32 protein-coding genes are annotated in these 18,848 nt (G+C 59.2%); 10 read left to right on the top strand and 22 right to left on the bottom strand.

What is annotated here, in order from left to right:
* Positions 1–9: 9 nt before the first annotated feature.
* From NKI96_RS10750 to NKI96_RS10710, 9 genes are all read right to left on the bottom strand, one after another.
* On the bottom strand, positions 10–711 hold the full coding sequence (locus NKI96_RS10750) for a DUF2786 domain-containing protein (RefSeq protein WP_352804139.1): 702 nt from the start codon (positions 709–711) through the stop codon (positions 10–12).
* Between the two features lie 188 nt (positions 712–899).
* A complete protein-coding gene (locus NKI96_RS10745) occupies positions 900–1,028 on the bottom strand; it encodes a hypothetical protein (RefSeq protein ID WP_352804137.1) in 129 nt (42 codons plus the stop codon).
* Positions 1,025–1,354 (bottom strand): hypothetical protein, encoded by a 330-nt coding sequence (locus NKI96_RS10740; protein ID WP_352804134.1) that lies wholly within the window; start codon positions 1,352–1,354, stop codon positions 1,025–1,027. The genes NKI96_RS10745 and NKI96_RS10740 overlap by 4 nt, the downstream gene beginning before the upstream one ends.
* The gene (locus tag NKI96_RS10735) at positions 1,351–1,848 is read right to left on the bottom strand and encodes a hypothetical protein (RefSeq protein WP_352804131.1); all 498 of its coding nucleotides are present in this window, start codon (positions 1,846–1,848) and stop codon (positions 1,351–1,353) included. The genes NKI96_RS10740 and NKI96_RS10735 overlap by 4 nt, the downstream gene beginning before the upstream one ends.
* Positions 1,845–2,024, bottom strand: coding sequence for a hypothetical protein (locus NKI96_RS10730; protein ID WP_352804128.1), 180 nt, complete (start codon positions 2,022–2,024; stop codon positions 1,845–1,847). Before NKI96_RS10730 ends, NKI96_RS10735 begins: the two co-directional genes overlap by 4 nt.
* Positions 2,021–2,437: a hypothetical protein gene (locus NKI96_RS10725; protein ID WP_352804125.1), complete on the bottom strand. Its 417-nt coding sequence runs from the start codon at positions 2,435–2,437 to the stop codon at positions 2,021–2,023. Before NKI96_RS10725 ends, NKI96_RS10730 begins: the two co-directional genes overlap by 4 nt.
* A complete protein-coding gene (locus tag NKI96_RS10720; protein ID WP_352804123.1) occupies positions 2,437–2,628 on the bottom strand; it encodes a hypothetical protein in 192 nt (63 codons plus the stop codon). Before NKI96_RS10720 ends, NKI96_RS10725 begins: the two co-directional genes overlap by 1 nt.
* Complete coding sequence (locus tag NKI96_RS10715) at positions 2,613–2,999, bottom strand: hypothetical protein (protein WP_352804121.1); 387 nt, start codon at positions 2,997–2,999, stop codon at positions 2,613–2,615. Before NKI96_RS10715 ends, NKI96_RS10720 begins: the two co-directional genes overlap by 16 nt.
* A gap of 157 nt (positions 3,000–3,156) precedes the next feature.
* Complete coding sequence (locus tag NKI96_RS10710) at positions 3,157–3,459, bottom strand: hypothetical protein (RefSeq protein ID WP_352804118.1); 303 nt, start codon at positions 3,457–3,459, stop codon at positions 3,157–3,159.
* A gap of 179 nt (positions 3,460–3,638) precedes the next feature.
* Between NKI96_RS10710 and NKI96_RS10705 the strand changes: the two genes are divergently transcribed.
* Positions 3,639–3,887, top strand: coding sequence for a hypothetical protein (locus tag NKI96_RS10705; protein WP_352804115.1), 249 nt, complete (start codon positions 3,639–3,641; stop codon positions 3,885–3,887).
* Positions 3,888–4,225: 338 nt separating this feature from the next.
* On the top strand, positions 4,226–4,600 hold the full coding sequence (locus NKI96_RS10700; protein ID WP_352804113.1) for a hypothetical protein: 375 nt from the start codon (positions 4,226–4,228) through the stop codon (positions 4,598–4,600).
* A 53-nt stretch (positions 4,601–4,653) separates the two neighbouring features.
* On the opposite strand, the gene NKI96_RS10695 is transcribed toward NKI96_RS10700, so the two are convergent.
* The 11 genes from NKI96_RS10695 to NKI96_RS10645 all read right to left on the bottom strand — a co-directional run bounded on the left by NKI96_RS10695 (position 4,654) and on the right by NKI96_RS10645 (position 10,221).
* Positions 4,654–5,814 (bottom strand): helicase HerA-like domain-containing protein, encoded by a 1,161-nt coding sequence (locus NKI96_RS10695; protein WP_352804110.1) that lies wholly within the window; start codon positions 5,812–5,814, stop codon positions 4,654–4,656.
* The gene (locus tag NKI96_RS10690) at positions 5,811–6,659 is read right to left on the bottom strand and encodes a hypothetical protein (protein ID WP_352804107.1); all 849 of its coding nucleotides are present in this window, start codon (positions 6,657–6,659) and stop codon (positions 5,811–5,813) included. Before NKI96_RS10690 ends, NKI96_RS10695 begins: the two co-directional genes overlap by 4 nt.
* Positions 6,660–6,707: 48 nt before the next feature.
* The gene (locus tag NKI96_RS10685) at positions 6,708–7,199 is read right to left on the bottom strand and encodes a hypothetical protein (RefSeq protein ID WP_352804104.1); all 492 of its coding nucleotides are present in this window, start codon (positions 7,197–7,199) and stop codon (positions 6,708–6,710) included.
* 159 nt (positions 7,200–7,358) lie between these two features.
* Complete coding sequence (locus NKI96_RS10680) at positions 7,359–7,502, bottom strand: hypothetical protein (protein ID WP_352804101.1); 144 nt, start codon at positions 7,500–7,502, stop codon at positions 7,359–7,361.
* Positions 7,503–7,557: 55 nt separating this feature from the next.
* Positions 7,558–8,490: a hypothetical protein gene (locus NKI96_RS10675; RefSeq protein WP_352804098.1), complete on the bottom strand. Its 933-nt coding sequence runs from the start codon at positions 8,488–8,490 to the stop codon at positions 7,558–7,560.
* Between the two features lie 29 nt (positions 8,491–8,519).
* Entirely contained in the window at positions 8,520–8,750 is a 231-nt protein-coding gene (locus NKI96_RS10670; protein ID WP_352804095.1) for a hypothetical protein, read from the bottom strand.
* Positions 8,751–8,786: 36 nt separating this feature from the next.
* A complete protein-coding gene (locus NKI96_RS10665; protein ID WP_352804092.1) occupies positions 8,787–8,999 on the bottom strand; it encodes a hypothetical protein in 213 nt (70 codons plus the stop codon).
* A 13-nt stretch (positions 9,000–9,012) separates the two neighbouring features.
* Complete coding sequence (locus NKI96_RS10660) at positions 9,013–9,273, bottom strand: hypothetical protein (RefSeq protein ID WP_352804089.1); 261 nt, start codon at positions 9,271–9,273, stop codon at positions 9,013–9,015.
* Between the two features lie 33 nt (positions 9,274–9,306).
* Positions 9,307–9,600 (bottom strand): hypothetical protein, encoded by a 294-nt coding sequence (locus tag NKI96_RS10655; RefSeq protein WP_352804086.1) that lies wholly within the window; start codon positions 9,598–9,600, stop codon positions 9,307–9,309.
* Positions 9,601–9,611: 11 nt separating this feature from the next.
* Positions 9,612–10,046 (bottom strand): hypothetical protein, encoded by a 435-nt coding sequence (locus NKI96_RS10650; RefSeq protein ID WP_352804083.1) that lies wholly within the window; start codon positions 10,044–10,046, stop codon positions 9,612–9,614.
* Between the two features lie 31 nt (positions 10,047–10,077).
* A complete protein-coding gene (locus NKI96_RS10645; RefSeq protein ID WP_352804080.1) occupies positions 10,078–10,221 on the bottom strand; it encodes a hypothetical protein in 144 nt (47 codons plus the stop codon).
* Positions 10,222–10,337: 116 nt separating this feature from the next.
* On the opposite strand from NKI96_RS10645, the gene NKI96_RS10640 reads away from it, so the two are divergent.
* Entirely contained in the window at positions 10,338–10,502 is a 165-nt protein-coding gene (locus tag NKI96_RS10640) for a hypothetical protein (RefSeq protein WP_352804077.1), read from the top strand.
* 899 nt (positions 10,503–11,401) lie between these two features.
* Here the strand turns inward: NKI96_RS10640 and NKI96_RS10635 are convergent.
* Together NKI96_RS10635 and NKI96_RS10630 are read right to left on the bottom strand one after the other, a co-directional pair.
* Complete coding sequence (locus tag NKI96_RS10635) at positions 11,402–13,930, bottom strand: VapE domain-containing protein (protein ID WP_352804074.1); 2,529 nt, start codon at positions 13,928–13,930, stop codon at positions 11,402–11,404.
* Positions 13,931–13,952: 22 nt separating this feature from the next.
* Positions 13,953–14,276 carry a hypothetical protein gene (locus tag NKI96_RS10630; RefSeq protein ID WP_352804071.1) on the bottom strand — a complete coding sequence of 108 codons (324 nt, stop codon included), beginning with the start codon at positions 14,274–14,276 and terminating at the stop codon, positions 13,953–13,955.
* A 163-nt stretch (positions 14,277–14,439) separates the two neighbouring features.
* Between NKI96_RS10630 and NKI96_RS10625 the strand changes: the two genes are divergently transcribed.
* The 7 genes from NKI96_RS10625 to NKI96_RS10595 all read left to right on the top strand — a co-directional run bounded on the left by NKI96_RS10625 (position 14,440) and on the right by NKI96_RS10595 (position 18,846).
* Entirely contained in the window at positions 14,440–14,967 is a 528-nt protein-coding gene (locus NKI96_RS10625) for a hypothetical protein (protein ID WP_352804070.1), read from the top strand.
* 156 nt (positions 14,968–15,123) lie between these two features.
* A complete protein-coding gene (locus tag NKI96_RS10620; protein WP_352804067.1) occupies positions 15,124–15,492 on the top strand; it encodes a hypothetical protein in 369 nt (122 codons plus the stop codon).
* Positions 15,492–15,698 (top strand): hypothetical protein, encoded by a 207-nt coding sequence (locus NKI96_RS10615; protein WP_352804065.1) that lies wholly within the window; start codon positions 15,492–15,494, stop codon positions 15,696–15,698. Before NKI96_RS10620 ends, NKI96_RS10615 begins: the two co-directional genes overlap by 1 nt.
* A gap of 139 nt (positions 15,699–15,837) precedes the next feature.
* On the top strand, positions 15,838–16,392 hold the full coding sequence (locus tag NKI96_RS10610) for a hypothetical protein (protein WP_352804062.1): 555 nt from the start codon (positions 15,838–15,840) through the stop codon (positions 16,390–16,392).
* Entirely contained in the window at positions 16,389–17,597 is a 1,209-nt protein-coding gene (locus NKI96_RS10605) for a DUF2800 domain-containing protein (protein WP_352804059.1), read from the top strand. Before NKI96_RS10610 ends, NKI96_RS10605 begins: the two co-directional genes overlap by 4 nt.
* Before the next feature lie 38 nt (positions 17,598–17,635).
* A complete protein-coding gene (locus tag NKI96_RS10600) occupies positions 17,636–18,337 on the top strand; it encodes an ssDNA-binding protein (RefSeq protein ID WP_352804057.1) in 702 nt (233 codons plus the stop codon).
* A 59-nt stretch (positions 18,338–18,396) separates the two neighbouring features.
* On the top strand, positions 18,397–18,846 hold the full coding sequence (locus tag NKI96_RS10595) for a hypothetical protein (protein WP_352804054.1): 450 nt from the start codon (positions 18,397–18,399) through the stop codon (positions 18,844–18,846).
* Positions 18,847–18,848: the final 2 nt, after the last annotated feature.

The raw sequence follows: 18,848 nt of genomic DNA, 5'->3' as shown, positions 1-18,848 counted from the left end.
GGCTCCGTTTCAGGAAAGCAGGAGACGCGAGTCGCGTTCTGCGGTGAGACCTTTGTTCAGGGCGACGCGTTCGGCAGCGAGGACGCCGGCCGCGTAGGATGGATCGAAGTCGCGGCTGTCGCGCTGGCGCATCTTCTTCGTCTCGATCCCGCGCTCCTTGAGGGCAGCGTCGATCAGCGCGCCGTGCAGCACGACCAAGCCGGTGCCGGTGGGCGCCGCTGGCTTGAGCGCACGGATGCGTCGCTGCAGCGTGTCTGCCATACCGTCGAGATAGGCTATGACGTGAGAGCGGCGTCGGGCTGAGTTGACCAAGGCGTATTGACGATCGACGCGGCTTTGCCCGTCCACCATTGCCCTGGTGCAGATCGCGAGCATGAACTTGGCGACGTCGACCTCATGATCGAAACCGAAGAAGCTGATCGACACCGGCCAAACGCCGGCCGGGGAGCGCCAGTATCGGGCGCCCGTCAGGTGGGCGATTGCCTCGGACGGTTTCCACAGCCGCTCGCCGATAGCGTCTTCGCGATATTCCTTGTGCTCGGCAAATGGCTGCTCTCGCATCATCGCCTCGTCGACCGTCATGTTGTGCTCGGCCAGCATCTCGGCGAGCTTCTTGGCGGCCGTGATCGCTTCGTCTTCCGTGCAGCCGTTCTCGACTGTCATGGCGGCCAGTGCGCGGATGCGCTTGGCGAGCTTTTCCCGATCAGCCATTCCATTTCTCCGCGATCTTGCAGACAGCGAGGGGGATCAGGACGTTGAGCAAAATGATGCCGAGGATCAGTGCGACTGCGGCTACTTCCACGCTCATGTCCCGCCTCCCTTCGTTGATCTCAACTCACACGTTTAATGATGAATGTCAATTTAAAAGTGAAAGTGTGAAAACAGAAAATGCAGTGTGGTCAGCCAAGGCACACGCCAATGGCTACGCCGATCACCGCTGCCGCTCCGAGGAACAGGTGGGGATTGATCGAGAGCGTGAAGGCGACAAACTTGGTGTGGCCGTTAGCGCGGTGGTCTCGGTATTTCATCTCGTGTCTCCCCTCATACGGATCAATTTCTCCGTGGCCGAGATTCCGAGCGGATCATTGGCGCCGCTCAGCCGTTCGACCAGGTAGTCAATTTCCTCGACGGTCAGGACGTTGATGACCATCGTCGTGTTCTTCTCGCGCCAGGCTGCCTGCCGCTCGCGGAATGTCGGATCGTTCTTGTGCGCGTCGACGTAGGCGGCCGACACTGCGAAATACAGTTCGATGCTGCCGGGCTTCATGCCATCGGCGATCAACCTAGCGCGGTGCGCGTCGCACTCGACGCGGTGCTCGTAGCCAAATTTCAGGTGGTCGGGCAGATCGGTCACGCTGTCCCGCGATCGCAACGACAATTTTCCGGGCGGCAATCGCGCTCACAATTGGCAACGCGGTCGGCCGCCGTCTTGATCCGCTGACGAGAGTCGGCACCCCACTCGTGCATCCAAGCGTGCGGCACTTGGACGAATCCGTGTCGAACAATTGTGTTGGGCGGCAAGGTGCCGAGATAGGGCTGACCGGGCACCGCCTTTTGCAGTTTGCCGTCCTGATTCACGCTTACTTGATCGCCAGGGCTCAGTTCTTCCGCTGTGGCGAGACGGCTTTCCATGATCTCAGGTGATCTCCCCCCGACCCGGTTCTCTGGGAACCGCATTTCCAGTTGTGTCAAAGCCGCCCGGAATTCCGATGGATGACGCTCGAAAAGGTTCTTCATGGCTCGCATGTCCTCCCCATCGAAGGCAATGTGCGTGGCCACGTATCCGGTGCAATTGGCGGGACTGAACGCGCGATAAATTGTTTCGCCGTTTTCAAGTGTGCGCCTCATTTCGGTCTCCTTTTCTGTTCGGCGCGGATCGCGGCGATGCGCTCAAAAAGCGGCTCAATACGAGTCAGTTCTTGTGCCGGAATTCTTCCGTAGCCGGCATTAAGATCGAGCTTGACCAGGCCAGCCGCGACCGCCAGCGCGTCGTCGGAGTAGGTCGAATAGTCGGGAAGTGTCATTTCTGTTTCCTTTTCTTCGGTGCTCTTGGCTTCCGCTCGAAGCCGATCCGGTATCGCTTGTAGCGTGCCAACTGAGTGAAGGGCTCAACCTTCCTGCGCTCTGTATCGAGCACAATGCTTTCCAGTCCAGCTTTGAAAATCTCGACGACGTTCAGCTTAGTCAACTTTTGGATACTTAGAATTTCGACTTCAATGGTCGGGATATTTTCCTCGTTGCCATCAAAGCTATACGCTGCGGCCTGAAGCCGCCTGATGAACTGCACGGTGGCACGGTCGTTGGTCAACACATGGGTCTCGCCGCCATGGGTGAAGCGGTAGAGCCGTGTCAGCAGGAGATGTGGCGGCACCTTCTTCAGGTTGGTGCCCACTGCGACGATCGGCTTGAGACGGTCAGGCCGCTTTCGATCGGTCATCAGTTCCACCCTCGCAACTTGTTCGCTCGATCCAGCCAAAACTGCCCCTTGTCGTAGAGCTTTTCAGCCTTCTCCTTCTGCCCCTTTTCAGCGGCCTCGTTGGCGTCGGCCAGGTGGCGGCTGCCGCGATCTTCCGCGTCGTTGATGCGCTCCTGCAGTGGGCGTTGTGGCTTTGTCACCGTTTTATCCACGCTACATCGGCCACGTTCTGCAACGCTGCAATGATCGCCTCGGCGTCGTGATGCGGCTCAGGGCCGCGAAGCAAAACCGCTTCCTCGCTTTCCAGGTTGGCGGCAGGCCCAAATAGTTCTTCTACTGCCTCACGGATCATACGCAGGGCGGCAGCGTAGGGCGCCACGGTATCGGCGTAGGTCGGGACGACTTCGATGGTGCAGATTTGATCTTCCGTGAGCACTGCAAATGATGTCGCGATATGGGACAGACTTCCATCGGGGCGACGACAGTTGGCATCGATTCCCTTGCGCGACTCATTGGCCAATTGCTGGTCGAGGGTGACGAAGCCTTCCGTCTCATCTTCGTTCCATACGATGTATCGGTTCATAATGCTCTCCGCGTCTTCTCGGACTCGTATAGCAGCCGCTGGATCAAGACCGCGATGTCTTCGATTGGGCTGGCTTGTGGCACGCGACTGATGGTCACGAAGCCGATGTAGGCGTACAGGCCGATCGCAGCGACGGACAACAATGTGAGAACCGTTGTCATGCCTTGGGAAGCCTTCCACGCTTGTTTGACACGCGCCAGGTCTCACCGTGGCAGGTGAGAGTGACGATGACTTCGCCGGTCTGCTCGCGACGCGGCAGAGGATCCGCGATTTCGCGCGTTACATACTCGATCCAATCGAAGTCAATAGGGATGTCACACTTCGGGCACCGAGTGCCTACCACCTGCACATGATCGACTTTCGAGCCGGGGCCGATCGGCGTGAAAGCGTTGGTGCCGGTATTGTGGTGCGGTAGGAAGGTCACGCCTTCGCATGCGATTGGTTGTCCCCACTGGCCCATGGCCTATCTCCGTCTCTTGGTTCTATTTCACTTTTAACGTGAATGTGTGCTGCCGGTCAAGTGAAATAATCAGGCGCTTCGATTTTCTCTGTGCCCTAATTCTCCGAGGGTGGTTGAGAACGAATGCGGAACATGCTTGTGTAAATCCAGGTGGGGCGAAACTCCGATCGAGGATCGTCATGGGCACGCGGAAAATCTACGACTACAGCTACCTGATTGAAACCCTCGCCGCGACTGGCGAGACGATCGAGCGGATAGGGGAGATGAACAACTTCGTGGTGGCTAAGGCCGCGTTCGAGGCCGCGCTGACGCAGCGCACCTGGTCGAATGTCGTGCTGCGCGAAGGCGGCCGGATCATCGAGACCGCGACCACTGGCGGCTACGATTGCGAGTCAAAAACTGTTCCGATCCTGAAGCGCTCAGACTGATTTCTCCGAGGGGATTCCGTGTGTATTTCTCCGGGGCCGAGTCGGTCTATTTCTCCGAGGTCTATTTCTCCGAGGGGTGCGGCGACAGTTGCCGGCCGGGCGAGGGGTGCGGTGCCAGGTCGCCGGCCGGCGAGGGGTGAATCGCGCGGTAGAATCGTCGATCAGGACGAAATTCCTAGCTGTTTTGTTATAACATTACACTGAGCAGCCGGCCGCGTTTTCAGCCGTCCAGGCGCTGCCGCTCAGCCGTTAACCGGCTCGGCAGCGGTCGACTTGTGCCGTTGAACGTGCGGCCGTAGATTGCCAGGCAATGGGAACGGCACGGGAGATTAGCAACCATGCGCAAAACATGGCCAACCATGGCGACACTCGGCGCGGCCGTAAGCATTTCGCTTTGCGTCTCGGCAGGCGCCAAGCCGGCCGCGCTGCCCGTTACAGGGGATAGGCTGGAAGCGGTTCAAAGCAGCGTGCGCGGCAGATTAAAAGACCCTGAAAGCGCCAGGTTCGAACTAGTGTTTTCAATCCAGAAAGGTTCAGGGGAGTTTGTTTGCGGCAGGGTCAACGCGAAAAATGGCTTCGGAGGCTATAACGGCGCGACGCCATTTAGCGGACTGCTATTGAAACGCGGCGCGGCATTCTCATTTGAAAACGTTAGCATCGAAAATCCGAATGAGATTCGCGACATGTGTTTAGCGCTCGGCATTTATATTTGACGCCATGCCGCGCGGACAAAAGAAAAGCCCGGCTGGCGGCCGGGCTTCAAAGCTTAATGTGGCACATATCCTAGCGCCACGAGTCCCCATAGGACGGCGCCTAGAACGGCCGGCCAATGCCACCACGGCCGCGCCACGGGCTCGGGCTTAGGTTTAGGCGCTGCCGTGCTGCCCGCGTCCAGGCGCTGCCGTGGCAGGCTAGGCGCTGGCAAGTCGACCGAATGCATCGGCAGCCGGCCGCGCGTGACGGCAACGACTCGACCTGGTAGCGGCGCGCCGCTTGCATCCGGCACGCTTACAATGGCTTGCCCGGTTGCCAGCCCGAGAATGCTTGCCGGGCTGATATTGCCGGGCATTGTCTCGGCTGCCGCTTTCAAGGCTTTGTGGTGATATGGCGTCGACGCGCGCAATGCGTGCTGAATCCGCGTGGCAAGCTGCCCGGCGATAATGTGTGGCAGGTCCGAAGGGGATTGCGTGACATAGATCAGCCCGACTCCTTTCGATCGAATGAGTCGCGTGATTTGCTCGATGCGACGCGTTACGGCAGCCGTGGCGCCGTCAAACACAAGGTGCGACTCGTCGATTAGGACCATGAGTCCAGGCGCTGCCACGTCGCCGACTTCGCCGAGCCCGGAATATAGCGTTTCCAGCGTATGAGCTACAAAGGCGCCATAAAGGCCGGGCAGCCGCGTTAGCTCGGCAGCCGCGTAAACCGTGATTCCTTGCGTGTCGCGCGGATCATGGCGCGAGTCTTGAAAGACCCATGGCGCGCCGCGTTCTAGGCGCAATAGCGCGCGCTGGACGGCCGCGACGGAAACGGGAGAAATCAAGCCATAAGCGGCCGTTAGATCGTGCTGCAGCGCCTGGTTAAGCAAGGCGCGCAAATCTGCCAACGTGGCGACGGCTCGGCCGGAATCTTCCGCCCATGCAAAGGCGATTTGCAAGGCGCCGGCTTGCGCTTCGCTCAGGTCTAGCGCGCGTGCGATCAAATCGGCGCCCATGGCGTCGACGCGCATTGCCGGCCGCATGAGATGCTGCCCGAGTGAAGCCAAATCGCCTTTCGCGTCCAGGATCAAAACCGGGCAAGGCGCCCGCTCAGCTATAGCGCCTAGCGTGGTCGACTTGCCCGAGCCCGTGGCGCCGAAAATGCCAACGTGCCGAGTTAGATATTGATGCGGGATTCCGGCGCCGCTGCCGATTGCTAGAATCGTCATGCGCGGCGCACGCTTTTACGGCTATAGCCGTGCCCAGTATCCCACGAATAGGATTCCTTACTGCCGGAAAGATAGGGATTGTGCCACCATTTGCGGCCGTTTTCAGCGGCTGAAAAGCCTTCTTGCGCAATCGCCGCAAGCTTGCCCGCATCTTCGGCAAGCGCGACCATCGCGGCGCCGTCGAATTCAGCCGAGTCGAGCAAGCGGCCGTTTCGGGCTTTGGCTTCAATATCGATCAAATCGCCATTGCTGCCGAATTCGAACGTTAGCGAATTGAGCGAGTCGGGCAGCCCGTGGCATGGCCAAGTCGACTTGAACGCGTCCAGGTCCGCGCGCTTGAATGTGTGAATCATTGGGGAATCTCCATAGAACGTTGCGGCCGGAATGGTTTCGCGGACATGCGCTTTTGCAGCGTCACGCGTGGCAGCCCGGAAGGTTTCATCGAGCTGCCCGTCGTCGGTCGCTGCCCAATAGAGCGGCGAACCAATTCCCCAATAGGTGCCGCAGTGATCATAGCCGCCTGAGTCCAGGCGCACGCGTTGCAGCGTTACCTTCGGCGCATATGCCTTCATTGCCTTTGCCGCTGGAATTCGCGCGCGATACTCAGCCGCGCGATTTCGAAAATCGGCCGCCGCAGCCTGCCAACATGAGGCCTTGAAACCGTCTGCCGGCCGATCCTCTTTCCTGCGCTCAGCCCGGTTTGCGTAAGCTTCCATTAGTTGCGCGCTGCCTTCCAAAGCTTCGGCCGTTTCGGTCTCGGGCTTGTGTGACGCGCGGCCAAGCGGCGCGCCGCGTGACCAATCGCCCATGTAACCTTGCGGCGCATTGTCCTGATAGTTTGGCATGGCGTGACTTCCCCTTTAAAAGTGAAACTATGATTAACCAAAAAGCGGTTAACTGTGTTGAGCGTTCAACTCGGCTGCAATTGTCTCAATCACGGAGTCGCTGGCTATGCCTTGCCCGCTAGTCGTGCGAGCCCAAACGATCATGCCGCCGATATCACGGTCGACCTTTTCGCCTTTCGCCTCCAGCTTGTCGGCAAGCCAGTCTGACACGATCCAATGCTCGAACACTTCGCGGTCATAGGGCTCGATCTCGCAGGTTGCGCACAACAATTCCCATTTCGTGTCAGTTTTCCCGCCGATTGAAAACGCGCTTCCGTCCGTGTGAGCAAAGGCGCCGAGAGTAGCCGTTTCGGTCCAGCCGGCCTGCGTTGCTGCTTCTTCCCAATCAGGAATCGGATAGCAAAGCTCGGCGGCTTGCTCGCATAGGTCGGCAAGGTCAGGCCTAACGGCTGGCCGATGGCCGCTACCGGCAAGTGTCGAGATAAGAAACGACACGCAATAGTGAACTTCGGCCGAAACGATTTGGTCAGGGGTACGCATGATCAAGACTCCAGCCAATAGCGCTTGGCAGCGATTGCATTGCGCCGCGTGTCGCGACGGATTCGGCCGCGTGGCGTGTTCGCGAAGTCGCCGCGCCGGAAGGGGGATTCGTATTTCATGCTATGACTCCTTTTGTTGATTTGAACGCAAAACGTGAAACTAGAACACACTGCCAACAATGAAGGCGAGAAAGGCGGAAGCGGGCAGCACAACCGCTACGCCGAGATAAAGCGCAATCTTCTGCAGCGTCTCGCGACGCTTGCGAATGGCTGCCCGGCTCGGCTTGCGGTTGTGACGGCTCATTTCCTGGACCCCTTCATAAGTGACTTTCACATTAAACGTGAAACTAGGCGGGGAGTCAAATGGAAAAAACGTTATGGTTAGCGCCTTCGTTGAATGCCGATTGAAGCCGCTTGTCATATGTCGAGAAGCCGGGCAGCCATTCGTCCAAACCGTCGCCGGCCTTGAGCTTGTCGCGCTCGGCTCGGGCTTCAGCGATCTCGGCAACGCAAGCCGCCACCTTGTCGCGAATGGCGCCGCAAATCGCCTTGAATGCTTCGCCTTTGCCTGCCACGGCAGCGCGGCGCCGCTCGGCTAACAATTCAAGCGCTGCTTTGCGATTGGCTGCTATGGTCTCGGCACGCTCGGCAAATTGGCTGCCGGCTTGCCATGCCGCGTTATATTCCCGCTCAGCTTCGGCCGCGTGTTGCGCCAGGCTATCGGCCGCGCGGGCAGCGTCTCGGGCAGCGTCCAGGTCGACCGCGCTTTCGTTGTATCGGTCGCCGCGCATATCTTCGGAATAGATCGTGCCGAAGTCGAGAGTCGGCCGCGAGTCGCAATCGTCCGCGCTGGCATAGCCGGCAACAAATCGCGCCGTGCCGTCGCGGCCGGGCAATTGATAGACGACTCCGTAAATGGTCGCGCTTTGGTCGACGTCGGTATACCAGCCGCACGACTCGCGGTTTGACCAAATGCGGCCGCGTGGCGTATCGGCTTCAACGTTGCCAATGTGGCGCAAGCCGGCGCCGCTGATATCCTGGACGAATGCCAGCCGCTCAGCCCGTCGCGCATAGGAACGCGAGTCCAGGTCGCGCGGCTGCCAATAGACGGCAGGATATGACTCAACCGGATGCCGCAAGTGAGACCTTGCCGCCTTTGCTTCGCTATAGCCTTGCGCGATTGCGTCATGATACGCGGCGACACATTGCCGGGCTTTTGCCAGTGCGGCAGCGGCGCCGAGTCGCGTGCTTTGGCGATAGAAGCGAAAACCGTTCAAAAGCATATTTTCCATTTTCATGACTCCTTGTGTGATCTCGGGATTTAGGCGGCAGCGGCAGCGGCGCGCTTTTCAAGCCAAAGCCGCTCAGCAATGGAATCCATGTCGATTCCGCGAAACCAGGTTTCGGCTTTGCTCGGGCTATCGACTTCAAACCAGCGCGGATCATTCCAGGTTTTAGGCGCAATGCGGCCGTCGACCGACATGCTGAAATGTGCCTCTTTCCTTTCGCAATCGACATAAAGGCCGATCTTGAGACGGAAGCCGAAAAGCACGCTTTCGCGCTTCAACTGGTAGAGTGAAAACATGGTCTAGACTCCTGCCGGCGACGGGCTGAGCGCTGCCGCGACGTGCGGCCGCATCTTGTTTCGAATGGTGAAAATCTGCGCTTTGGCGCTGCTATCCTGCAGCCGGTTTGCGCAACGTAGCGCCTGCCGCATGTAAACATCGGCCGTTATCACAAAGCCGTTTAGCCATGCGTGGCGTGCCAGTGCGACAAGGTTTTTCGCGTGTTCGCGTTCCATGGTGATTGTCCCGTTAAAAGTGAAATTTGAAGGTGAAGCCGCGCGGCGCCGTGGCGTCGACGCATTCGATCGATTGCCAGCCTTTTGGCACTTTCGCGCCTTGCCAAGCTGAGCGGCAATCGTCGCCGCTGCCCGCAATGAAAAGCTGCCCGTCATATGTCGCGACTCGCACTTCGAAGCGCGGCGCCGTCTCGGGCTCGGCAGGGATAGAATAGGCAAGCGCCACGCTGCCCGCGAACGTGGCAACCATGGCAGCGGCTAGCTTTGCAAGCATTGGTGAATCTCCCGTTGAAAGTGAAACTATGATCTAAGCGAAGAAATCGGCCGCTTTGGCAATCGCCCACGCGTCGTTCCAAACTTCTAAATCAATCGTGTCTTTTGGATTGTTCAGAAAGAACGGCTCGCGGCCGAATGTTTCTTGAAACGCGGCAAGCATAACCATGTTTGCGTCGACATAGTCGTGCGAATGGCAAATGCCAGAGTCTTCCGGCTCGGCTTTGTTTGCGTCGCACATGGCGCGGAATTGGCGCGGCGAAAGCTCAGCTTGCATCATGCTGCCGAATTCGCGCGCAAGCTTAATTTTTTCCTGAATTGTGCTCATGATCTCGACTCCTAGTGGGAAATGGCGAAGCGAATATTCTGGCGAATGAGCGAGGCAACGAACGAGTCGCGCTGTTCCGCGTTTGCAAAAGACCATTCATCAATCTGCCCGTCAGTCGAGCGAACAAACTGCACGTTCAAACCAGCGGTGCGGCGTGCGTAGAAAACCGCGTTCATTTTCTCGACTATGGTAGCGGGCAGCCCGTCGCGGTGCGGCTTGCGGGCAGCATCGAATTGCAAAGGCGCTTCCGGCGCCAGATAGCCCCATGCGCCACCGGGCAGGCGGACTCCCATGACGCGGACACGCTTCGAATTGCTGTTGAAGGAATAGCTTTCAATGCTGCCGTCTGCGAGCAACGCGGCGGCAAGGTCTACCATCTCGCGCATTGAGCCCGTGAACTCGCGCGCCGCGTCTATGTCGTTTGTCGTGTTGATAGGAGTGGCCATAGCGATTTGTCCTGTTTGCTTGTGAAGTCGATTAGAGCATGGCGCCGAAGGCTGCCGCCCATGCCATGAAGCCTGCCGCGCCTATCAGCATTGCGGCGCCAATGGCGACATTGCCGAGCATGGCAAGGCGCCGCTGCCGGTTCCGTTCGATGGTGCGACGTGCCTTGCGTGCCATTTGCTCTAATCCCGTTTCCTAGTGACTTTCACATTAAACGTGAAACTAGCCAACGAGTCAAACGCTATTTTGCGGCAGGCGCTGCCGGTCTCACGTGCGCACGCGGGATTCCTTCCATGGCCATGCCGTCGCCGCTCGGGCTTGCCAGCGTGCTAGGCGCTGCCGTGCTCGATGCTACCAGGCGCTGCCGTGCTGCCATGCTCGATGTGCTACCAGGCGCTGCCGTGCTGCCGTGCTCGATGTGCTACCAGGCGCTGCCGTGCTGCCGCCCTGCTGATTAACAGGACGCATTCAAAGGCGCTGCCGTGCTCGATGTGCTGCCAGGGGCTGCCGTGCTCGATGTGCTGCCAGGCGCTGCCGTGGTCGATGTTGCCAGGCGCTGCCGTGCTGCAGGTCTCGGGCAGCCCGTCGCCGGTCTAGGTCCTATCCACTGCAGCGCCTTTGCCCGTGGCAGCTAGGCCGGGCTGACCGTGGCATGGTCGCATGTAGCAAATGCGATAGGTTCAATCGGTCTTTATCTAATGAATTCATCACGTTGACACGCTGCAGCGCTGCCCTATGCATGACGCATGGAAGGCGATTGAACACATTTGCATAATGAATTCAATTGGTTAGCACATGCGATAGGATGCATGATCGATTGTGTCCGCGTTGCCGCTAGACCGAAAAACGCAATGAAATCAATGACATGATGGCTTTGGGTCCTTCCTCGACGGGTCGCCGGGTGGCGGGAGGCACTGAGCGCGATTCACGCGAGATTTGAAATTCTGCACAACGAAACGAGTTTGAATGTGAGCATTGCTCATGATTAACCCGATTGTGGTTGATTTTGGCGCAGTGAAACAGCTTCTCACCTGGTCTCACCCTGTTCGAAGGCTAGGTGAGCAAAAAAGTCCAATGAAATCAATACTCTCTCACCTTCTCACCCTTCTCACCCTAAAATAGAATAGTTATAAGAAGAAGGTAACAGCAGAAACCCGGCATCCGCCTAGCCACCGTGGTGGTGCCGCCAGTTTAAACTATATGGAAACAGGGTGGGAGGGTGTGAGAAGGGTGAGCGCGGCGGGGAAATGAGATACGTCGCACTTTCTCAAGTTGAATACAGGCGATCATCGTTCCCTGTCGATCTTCAAAGAAAAACCCGCCGAAGCGGGTCAGTTACTCAGGAAACGATGATCTATTAGAACGCAACTCCGGGTCTGATGTAGACGCGGCATTTGCCGTATTTGTCGTTGATTTTTCGCGCGGTCACGGGGCCTTCGGTGCGAGGCCAGCCGACGATCAGCATGGCCTTCCCGATCTTCATGGCTTCGGTGTGAGGAACGGAGCCGTCGCGGCCCAACATTTCCTGCCAAATCTGCGCAATACAGGTCTCATCGCGGTAGCTCTTAGGAGCATCCGGGTCCAGGTCGTCGAAGTCGTCGCTGGTGCCGATCGGCTGCTCCAACCAGGCGTGGATTTGCCCGGCAAGCATTTCCTCACTGGTCTCAACGCGGCGGCTCTCCTGCATCACTACGGCCGTGGCTGCGGCGGCGTCGGTCAGATGCAGCGGGAGTTCTGCGGTCCCGTGCTTGGCTGACATGGCGTGGTAGATGGCAACGGCTTCGGCCCAAATCTGCATGACCTCGCGGCGCAGTTTCGGGTTGTCGATCTGGCCTTCAAGCATACAAACGATTGGCCAAAAGCGCCGGCCGCCCGTCATATCTCGCAGGTACTCTCGGTCGTTCGTCGAGCCGATGAAGATGCACTGCCGAGGGAAGTCCCTGGCTCGCTTCTCCCATGCCAAGCGCACCTTGTCTTCCTTGCGGCTGACGAACGCCTTTAGGTCGTTGACCTCGGCACGCGCCATGGAAGAAAGCTCACCGAGTTCGAGTATCCATGAGCCCTGCATCAGTTCGACCATCTGCTTCGGGTCGCTGATGTCGCCTGTGAGTTCGTTATACCAGTGCAAGGCAAGGATTTCGATGAAGGTGGATTTGCCCTTGCCTTGGACGCCTTCGAGGATGGGCACGAAATCGAACTTGTGGCCGGGCCGGAAGACTCGAGCCACGGCGCCTACCAGCATCATCAGGGACGCCTGGCGGTTGTAGTCGTTGTCGATGCAGCCGAGGTAGTCAATGAACAGGGTTTCCGCTCTGCAGATGCCATCCCATGTCACGGACGAGAGCAGGTCTTTGATCGGGTGAAAGCGGCGCTTCTGCGCCGACATGCCGATGGCGGCCTTGAGATCGCGGTCGGAGACCTTGATGCCATACCCCGTCAACTGCGTTTTGCTCTCAATCAGCGAGCGGATAGCGGCATCGTGGTCGTCCGTCCAGTTGTCGCCGTTCAGAGTGTCGTTGACCTCCCACAGGCGGCCCACAAGGTTGACCGGATCGTGCGAGGACTCGCGCCTCTTTTTGATGCGCCTCGGCGGCAGCTTAAGCACCACTTCCTGAGCAAATTCGTTGTAGGCGGCGCTTGAACGCACCCGAGAATCGTTGTCGACGATCAGCGCAACGTTGGGCAGGGTGCTCTTTAGCTCGCCTTCCTCGTTGCGATGCAATTTGCTCAGCCAGTCAGGATCAACAGTGTCGTTTATTGCCGCTTTCGCGGCAGGGCGGGCGGGAGCATCACCGAGCAAATCAGAAAGATCGGTCGCACTGACGCTGAGCAAATCGGAGAGATCGGTGTCACCCTTGGCAGGGATGAGGGCCGGCGCGCTGAAGCCATCGTCGATATCGAAGTCGAAGTCGGCCTTGAGCTTGTTGGTTTGCGATATCTGGATCAGCGTCGCCATGCGGACGGGATTCTTCGAGTCCTGACTGAACGATCGCCAGCGAACGGCCGCGTTCTTCGCATCGAATTTCTCGGACTGCCTCGCCCAATCGCACCACCGCTCGAAGCCCTGGTTGGTGCCTTGGAACTGGTGGTGCAGCGCCATGCCGACCTGAACATAGTCGTCGTAGTGGGCGCCGCCGCCGTCATTGGGGATGTGCTTGAGGATGTCGCTGATCTGCGCGGCGTCCAGGTCCATCGGTTCCGAGCGGAAAAGATCGAATAGCTCGTCTTCCTCGTCGCCTGCCTCAACGACGGAGCTTTGAACGTTCCAGGTCTCGATGGTCGCGGCGGGGATGATCGGGCCGACACCGAAACCGATCATGTCGAGATCGAGCGGCCGTTCCCAACGATAGGGCAGTTTGGTGTCAGGGTGGATCGAGGGCGGCAGCACGACTTGGACGCCAGTGCCGAACAGGTCGATCATCCAGTCGCGCTTGACGACGAACTTCTGCTGCCGATCGTCCCACAGCTTCTCGAAGCCCGTCGACTGAGCGAGGGTCTTCTTGCGCAAAGGCTGATCGGTAAGGAAGTACAGGTGACGGCTCTCGCCGCCCGAACCGCTGATGACCGATGGCAGCGAGCGCGCGCCAGGCCAAAGCGATAGGACGACGCCCCATGCCTCGGCAGCGAATTCCGGTTTGCGAATGTCCAGGTCGAGAACGTGAAGGTAGCCTGCCTCGGTCTTCGACGGCTCACCGAGCCGGATACCGATGTTGGCGTTGTTGCGGTAGCTCGCGCGCAGCGAGGCTTCCGTTTGCACGGGAGCTTTGGTCCAGGCCGTTTCGATAGGCCGTTTCTCGAACGGCACTAGCCAATGGAGCGACGCGCCGGCCTCAATAAGCGGACGGACGGAATCAAGCACGCTGTCGAGCGTGGGAGCACTTGCCATTTTACGCCTTCCCCTGCGGGAATCAGATGTCGAGGAAGGGAATCAGGTCGTCTTTGGTGAGTGCGCCCTTCTTCTCGGGCTCCTTCGTCGCATCCGACAAACCACGCAGGCTTTTCGCGGCCTTTGGCGACAGGCGCTGTTCCTTGAACCAGCGATAGACGGTGAAGCGCGCGTTGCCTGTGCCTTTACAGAGCGCCAGGGTGTCGATTCGCCCACCTTTCAGGAACTCGGTGGGCAACTTGGCCACCAGGACCTTGTAGAGCGGCGTATCGTAGAGAAGGTCGGTGTCGCACTTGTTCGGGCGCCCGATCTTGTTGGGCTCCGGGTTAATGGTGTGGAGTTCCATCGTGTCCCCTATTGGTTGGATTTCATCGACCTTAGACGTGCAGCGATCCAAAATCAAGTTAAACGTGAAATTATTGCACATAGGGCTTGAAACGTGATTTTGGACGTGCTTTAAGTGGGTGCATTCACGTTTAGCGTGATATTCAACCCGTCTAGGAGACACCATGAGCCTTGAAGCTGCACTCGCCGAACACACGGCGGCCCTGAAAGCCAACACCGCAATGACCGAAGCCCTGTTGGGCGCTACCAAAGACCTGCTCTCCCTCCGCACCGATGCCGTCGAGAAGGTTACGGCCGCCGTCGCCGCCAGCGGCAAGGGCAAGGCCAGTGAGCCGAAGAAGGATGAGGCCAAGAAGGACGAAGCGAAGGGTGCCGACGCCGGCAAGGGTCAGATTTCGACCGACCCTGAAAATCGCACGAACCCCTACGAGGGCATCAAGGACTCGATCGCGGAATATCTCAGCGAGATCGACCGGCCCGAGGAACGCGACGCGCGCAAGGTGAAGGTCGTCGCGCTGCTGAACCACGAGAAGATCAAGAGGGCCGATCTGCCCGCCGACGCCAAGCCGGATGTCGCCAACATCAAGGAAGACGCGATCGACCTGTTCAAGAAAAACCTCGCCGGCCTCAAGGCGAAGGGCGCTCTGACCGAGCCGGCAGCGAAGAAGGCTGACGACGACCTGGACCTCTGATCCAGCCGCCTGTTGCAGGCCCTCCCGGCGCGCTGCCGGGAGGCGCTTCAGTAGCGAGCGGGCTCCGAGGCAATCCCTCCCAAGCCCTCGGATGATGGCCGACCCCCTGCGGCCTCCCGCTCGCTTCTCAAGCGCCTCAAACAGAAGGAGACAGCAGTGAACGTTTTCGGAAAATCGGTGGTTTTCGACAAATCCATTTTTGGCAAGTCGATCTTCGGAAAGATCATGGCTCGCGAGATTGGCGAGAGCTTGGGCAATCCGCTCGGCCAGGGTAGCGGCGCCTTCATGGCTCGCAAGGCCGCCTTGGCACTGATGCGCGGTGGTCGTGGCTTTCGCACACCTGCGAGAAAGCCTCGCGTCTACTCGAATGGCATGACACGAGGTCAGCGCAAGCGGCTGATCCGTGCCGCCTGTGCTACGGCCGAATCCGATCGGCAGAAGCTCGTCTGCAGCAAGAAGGCTGATCTCTCGGGCATCCCGTTCGATCAGTTGAAATATCAGTTCGGCGCCCTGGCAGGTCGGTGATGCTCGCCGGCTTCCCACCCTACCGCCACCTGATCGTCAAAAACGATGCGGGCAAATTCACGACCGAGATACTGGTCGAGACGCCCCATCAGTTCTCGACGCCGAACGGTCTTTTTGACAAGGCCACCGGCAGGCAGTGGGGCCACCCCGAAGTCAGCTTCGTCGGGCCGTTTACGGCCGATGGCGACATGGAGAATCGGCCGTGAGGCGGCCGAGCTACTACAAGCCAACGGTCGGCTCGGATCACATTCCCGACCCGCGCGCGTGGATTGATCGGGTGGCGCCGTGGCTGATCATTGCCTTGGCCATGCCGATCTGGTTGTCGCTCATTTGGAAAGCGTTGTGATGATCACCTTCGATGAACTGCGTGCGCAGGGCTCGGGCATCCGGGTCCACGGTAACGGCTTCATTCAGATCGACCTGCCTGACAACAAGCGGGTCAATGTGTGGGGTCATACCGCGATCCCGCGCCAGAATGTGGCCACGCAGCTTCACGACCATCGCTTCGATTTCTACAGCTTCGTGCTGCGCGGAGCGATGGTCAACGCGACCTACCAGGCATATCCGGCGAAGGCGCAGCCTGTAACGCATGACGTTTATACGCCACAGGCGCGCGAGGGCCAGGACACCGTTCTAGTTCCGCTCGGCGATCCGGTGCGACTGACGCCCTATCACGCGCAAGTGGTGCCGGCAGGCGAAAGCTACCGGCTGCCTGCCGGGATGATCCACGAGACCTTCGTGAACCAGCCCACCGCGACGCTGATGCTGAAGGGCGAGCATCGCAACATTCCCGTCCGCGTCCTCTGCCCGATCGGCCGGAAGCCAGACAACGATTTCGTGCGCCACGCCGTCATGAGCGACGCGGACCTGTGGGAGATCGTGATGGAAGTTTTCGCGTGACCGCACATGCCCGTCTCTCGCCGTCTGGCTGCGATCGTTGGAGCACCTGCACTGCGTCGGTGGCTCTGATCGACAAGCTGCGCGGTGACGGCGAGATCGTCGACCGTGACGCTTCGGAGTGGTCCGCCGAAGGCACCGTTGCGCATGAAGTCCGCGAGATGTGTCTGGCGTTCGGTCTCGATCCGCAGAGCTTCGTCGGCGCCACGATCAGCGCTGACGGCTTCACCTATGTCGTTGACGACGAGATGGCCGGCCACTTGCAGCCCGGCATCGATTGGGTCCGCGAGCACACCAGCAACCCTCATGTCGAGATCAAGGTCGATCTGACGCCGTGGCTACCCGACCAGTTCGGCACCTGCGACACCGGCTGGCTGAGCATCGACATCATCGAACTCGATACCCTCTACATTTCCGATTTGAAATACGGGGCCGGCGTCTCTGTCGACGCAATAGGCAACAAACAGTTGCGCCTTTACGGGCTCGGAATGTGGCACTTCCTCGGCCGCCCGCGCGTCGAGAGGATCGTACTCAACATCGACCAGCCGCGCGCTGGCGGCATGAAATATTGGGACATCACGCTCGACGAATTGCTCGCATTCGGCGAGGAAATGAAGGCTGTCTACGCCAAAATCGTTGCCGGCGATGTCGAGTTCAAGCCGAGCCACAAAGCCTGCCGCTGGTGCGAAGTGCGACAAGCACCAGGCGGCTGTGCACCGCGCGACCGCTGGCTGATGGAGATGGCCGCCGACGCCTGCCCGACATTCAAACTTCCCGGCTACGAAGGGCAAAATCTCGTCGGCGCTCGCCGTTGGCTCGTCGTGCAAAATGCATCCGATATCCGCGCACGCCTGGCCGAATTGCACGAAGAGTCTTTGCTCGCGGCGCTCAACGGCAAGCCCGATCCGGGCTCCAAGGCAGTCGAAGGCGACTTGGGCGACCGGCGCTTCAAGGACACGAAAAAGGCCGAGGCGCTTCTGACAGCCGCCCTCGGCGACAAGGCTTACAAGCCGCGCGAACTCATCGGCATTGGCGAGATCGAAAGGCTCGTCAAGCCGGGCAGGAAAAAGGCAGGGCACCCCGACACATGGGCCGACCTGCAAAAGATTCTGGACCGTCCACCAGGCAAGCCAAAACTGGTGCCAGAAGATCATCAACGCCCGGCACTGGTCCGGTGGGAAGATGATTTCGACGACCTAGACCCCTGAGAAACCAAGCAACCGAGATACCGAAGGAACTGAGTGCCATGGGCAAAGTAAATGAGAAAGACAAGACGGGCCGAACGGTCACGCTGACAAACGTTCGGACTTCTTTTGCCGAGTCGCTGCATACCGCGTCTCTGCCGAAGAAGAACAAAGACCCGAACGCGAAGCCGAAGCACGGTGCCAACTTCATCCTGGAAACCGACTCGCCGGATTTCGCCAGCAACAAGGCCGCCTGCATCTCCGCGATGAAGGCTGCCGGGCGTGAATTCAAGCGTTCCGAGGACTGGTGGAAGACGCTGTGGGACGACAAGCCCGACAACCTGTCGTTTAAGAAGGGCGATCGGTTCAAGAATGAAGCCGGCGAAATCTACAAAGGCTACGCGGGCAACCTCGTCGTTAGCGCCAAGGGGCCGGGCGGCGGCTTGAAGCGTCCGCAGATGCGTGACAGGAACAAGCGCATCATCGAAGTCAGCGAAATCCTGGATGTGGTCTACAACGGAACCTACTCCGATGTGATCATTTCCTGGTACGGCACCGAAAACGGCGGCACGCCGCGCATCACCTGCTCGGTGGAATCTATCCGCTCGCGGCAGGTGGGTGAACGGCTCGGCGGCGGCGGCATCTACGTGGATGACGACGACTTCGACACGCTGGAAGCTGACGACAGCTTCGATGACGGCCCGTCCAACACAGGCTCTAGCTCGAAGTCGTCCAAGTCCGACGACGACGATCTGTTGACCTGATCCCGGCAACTGGCGGCGGCTTCGGCCGCCGTCTCTTTCACGTTTAACGGGAAACTCTCATGAAACGATGCCCATTCGCCGACACGGTGCTCTATGACGATCTTCTTGCGGCCTCTTGCCTGGTCGAGCCCTGCGGCTCCCGCGTGACCTGCAATCCTGCGCCAACCGACACGGACGAAGACTACTTGGTGGAAATGCCAAGCGGCCGGGAAGACAGCGTGTCGCGCATCGTCAGCCTGCTCGCAGAAGCTGGCTTTCGGTGGGAAGGCACCGAGCACTATCAGATGGCCGCGAACGAATTCATGTCGTGGCGCCGTGATGACATCAACCTGATCGTGACCGCCAACTCTGATTTCGCGCGCCGGCACCGCGCCGCTACGCACGTCTGCAAGCGTCTAAATCTCATGGTCAAGGATGACCGGATCGCGCTGTTTCAGGCGGTCCTCTACGGCGACATCGCAAAGCAGGAATGCGCTCAGCCGCCGTCCTTCGATGAGTTGCTGGTGTGATC

The sequence above is a fragment of the Mesorhizobium sp. M0292 genome (genome assembly GCF_040321695.1).
Classification (GTDB): domain Bacteria; phylum Pseudomonadota; class Alphaproteobacteria; order Rhizobiales; family Rhizobiaceae; genus Mesorhizobium.
The sequence above is the reverse complement of the archived record's forward strand: the minus strand, read 5'-3'. Positions and strand labels throughout refer to the sequence as shown.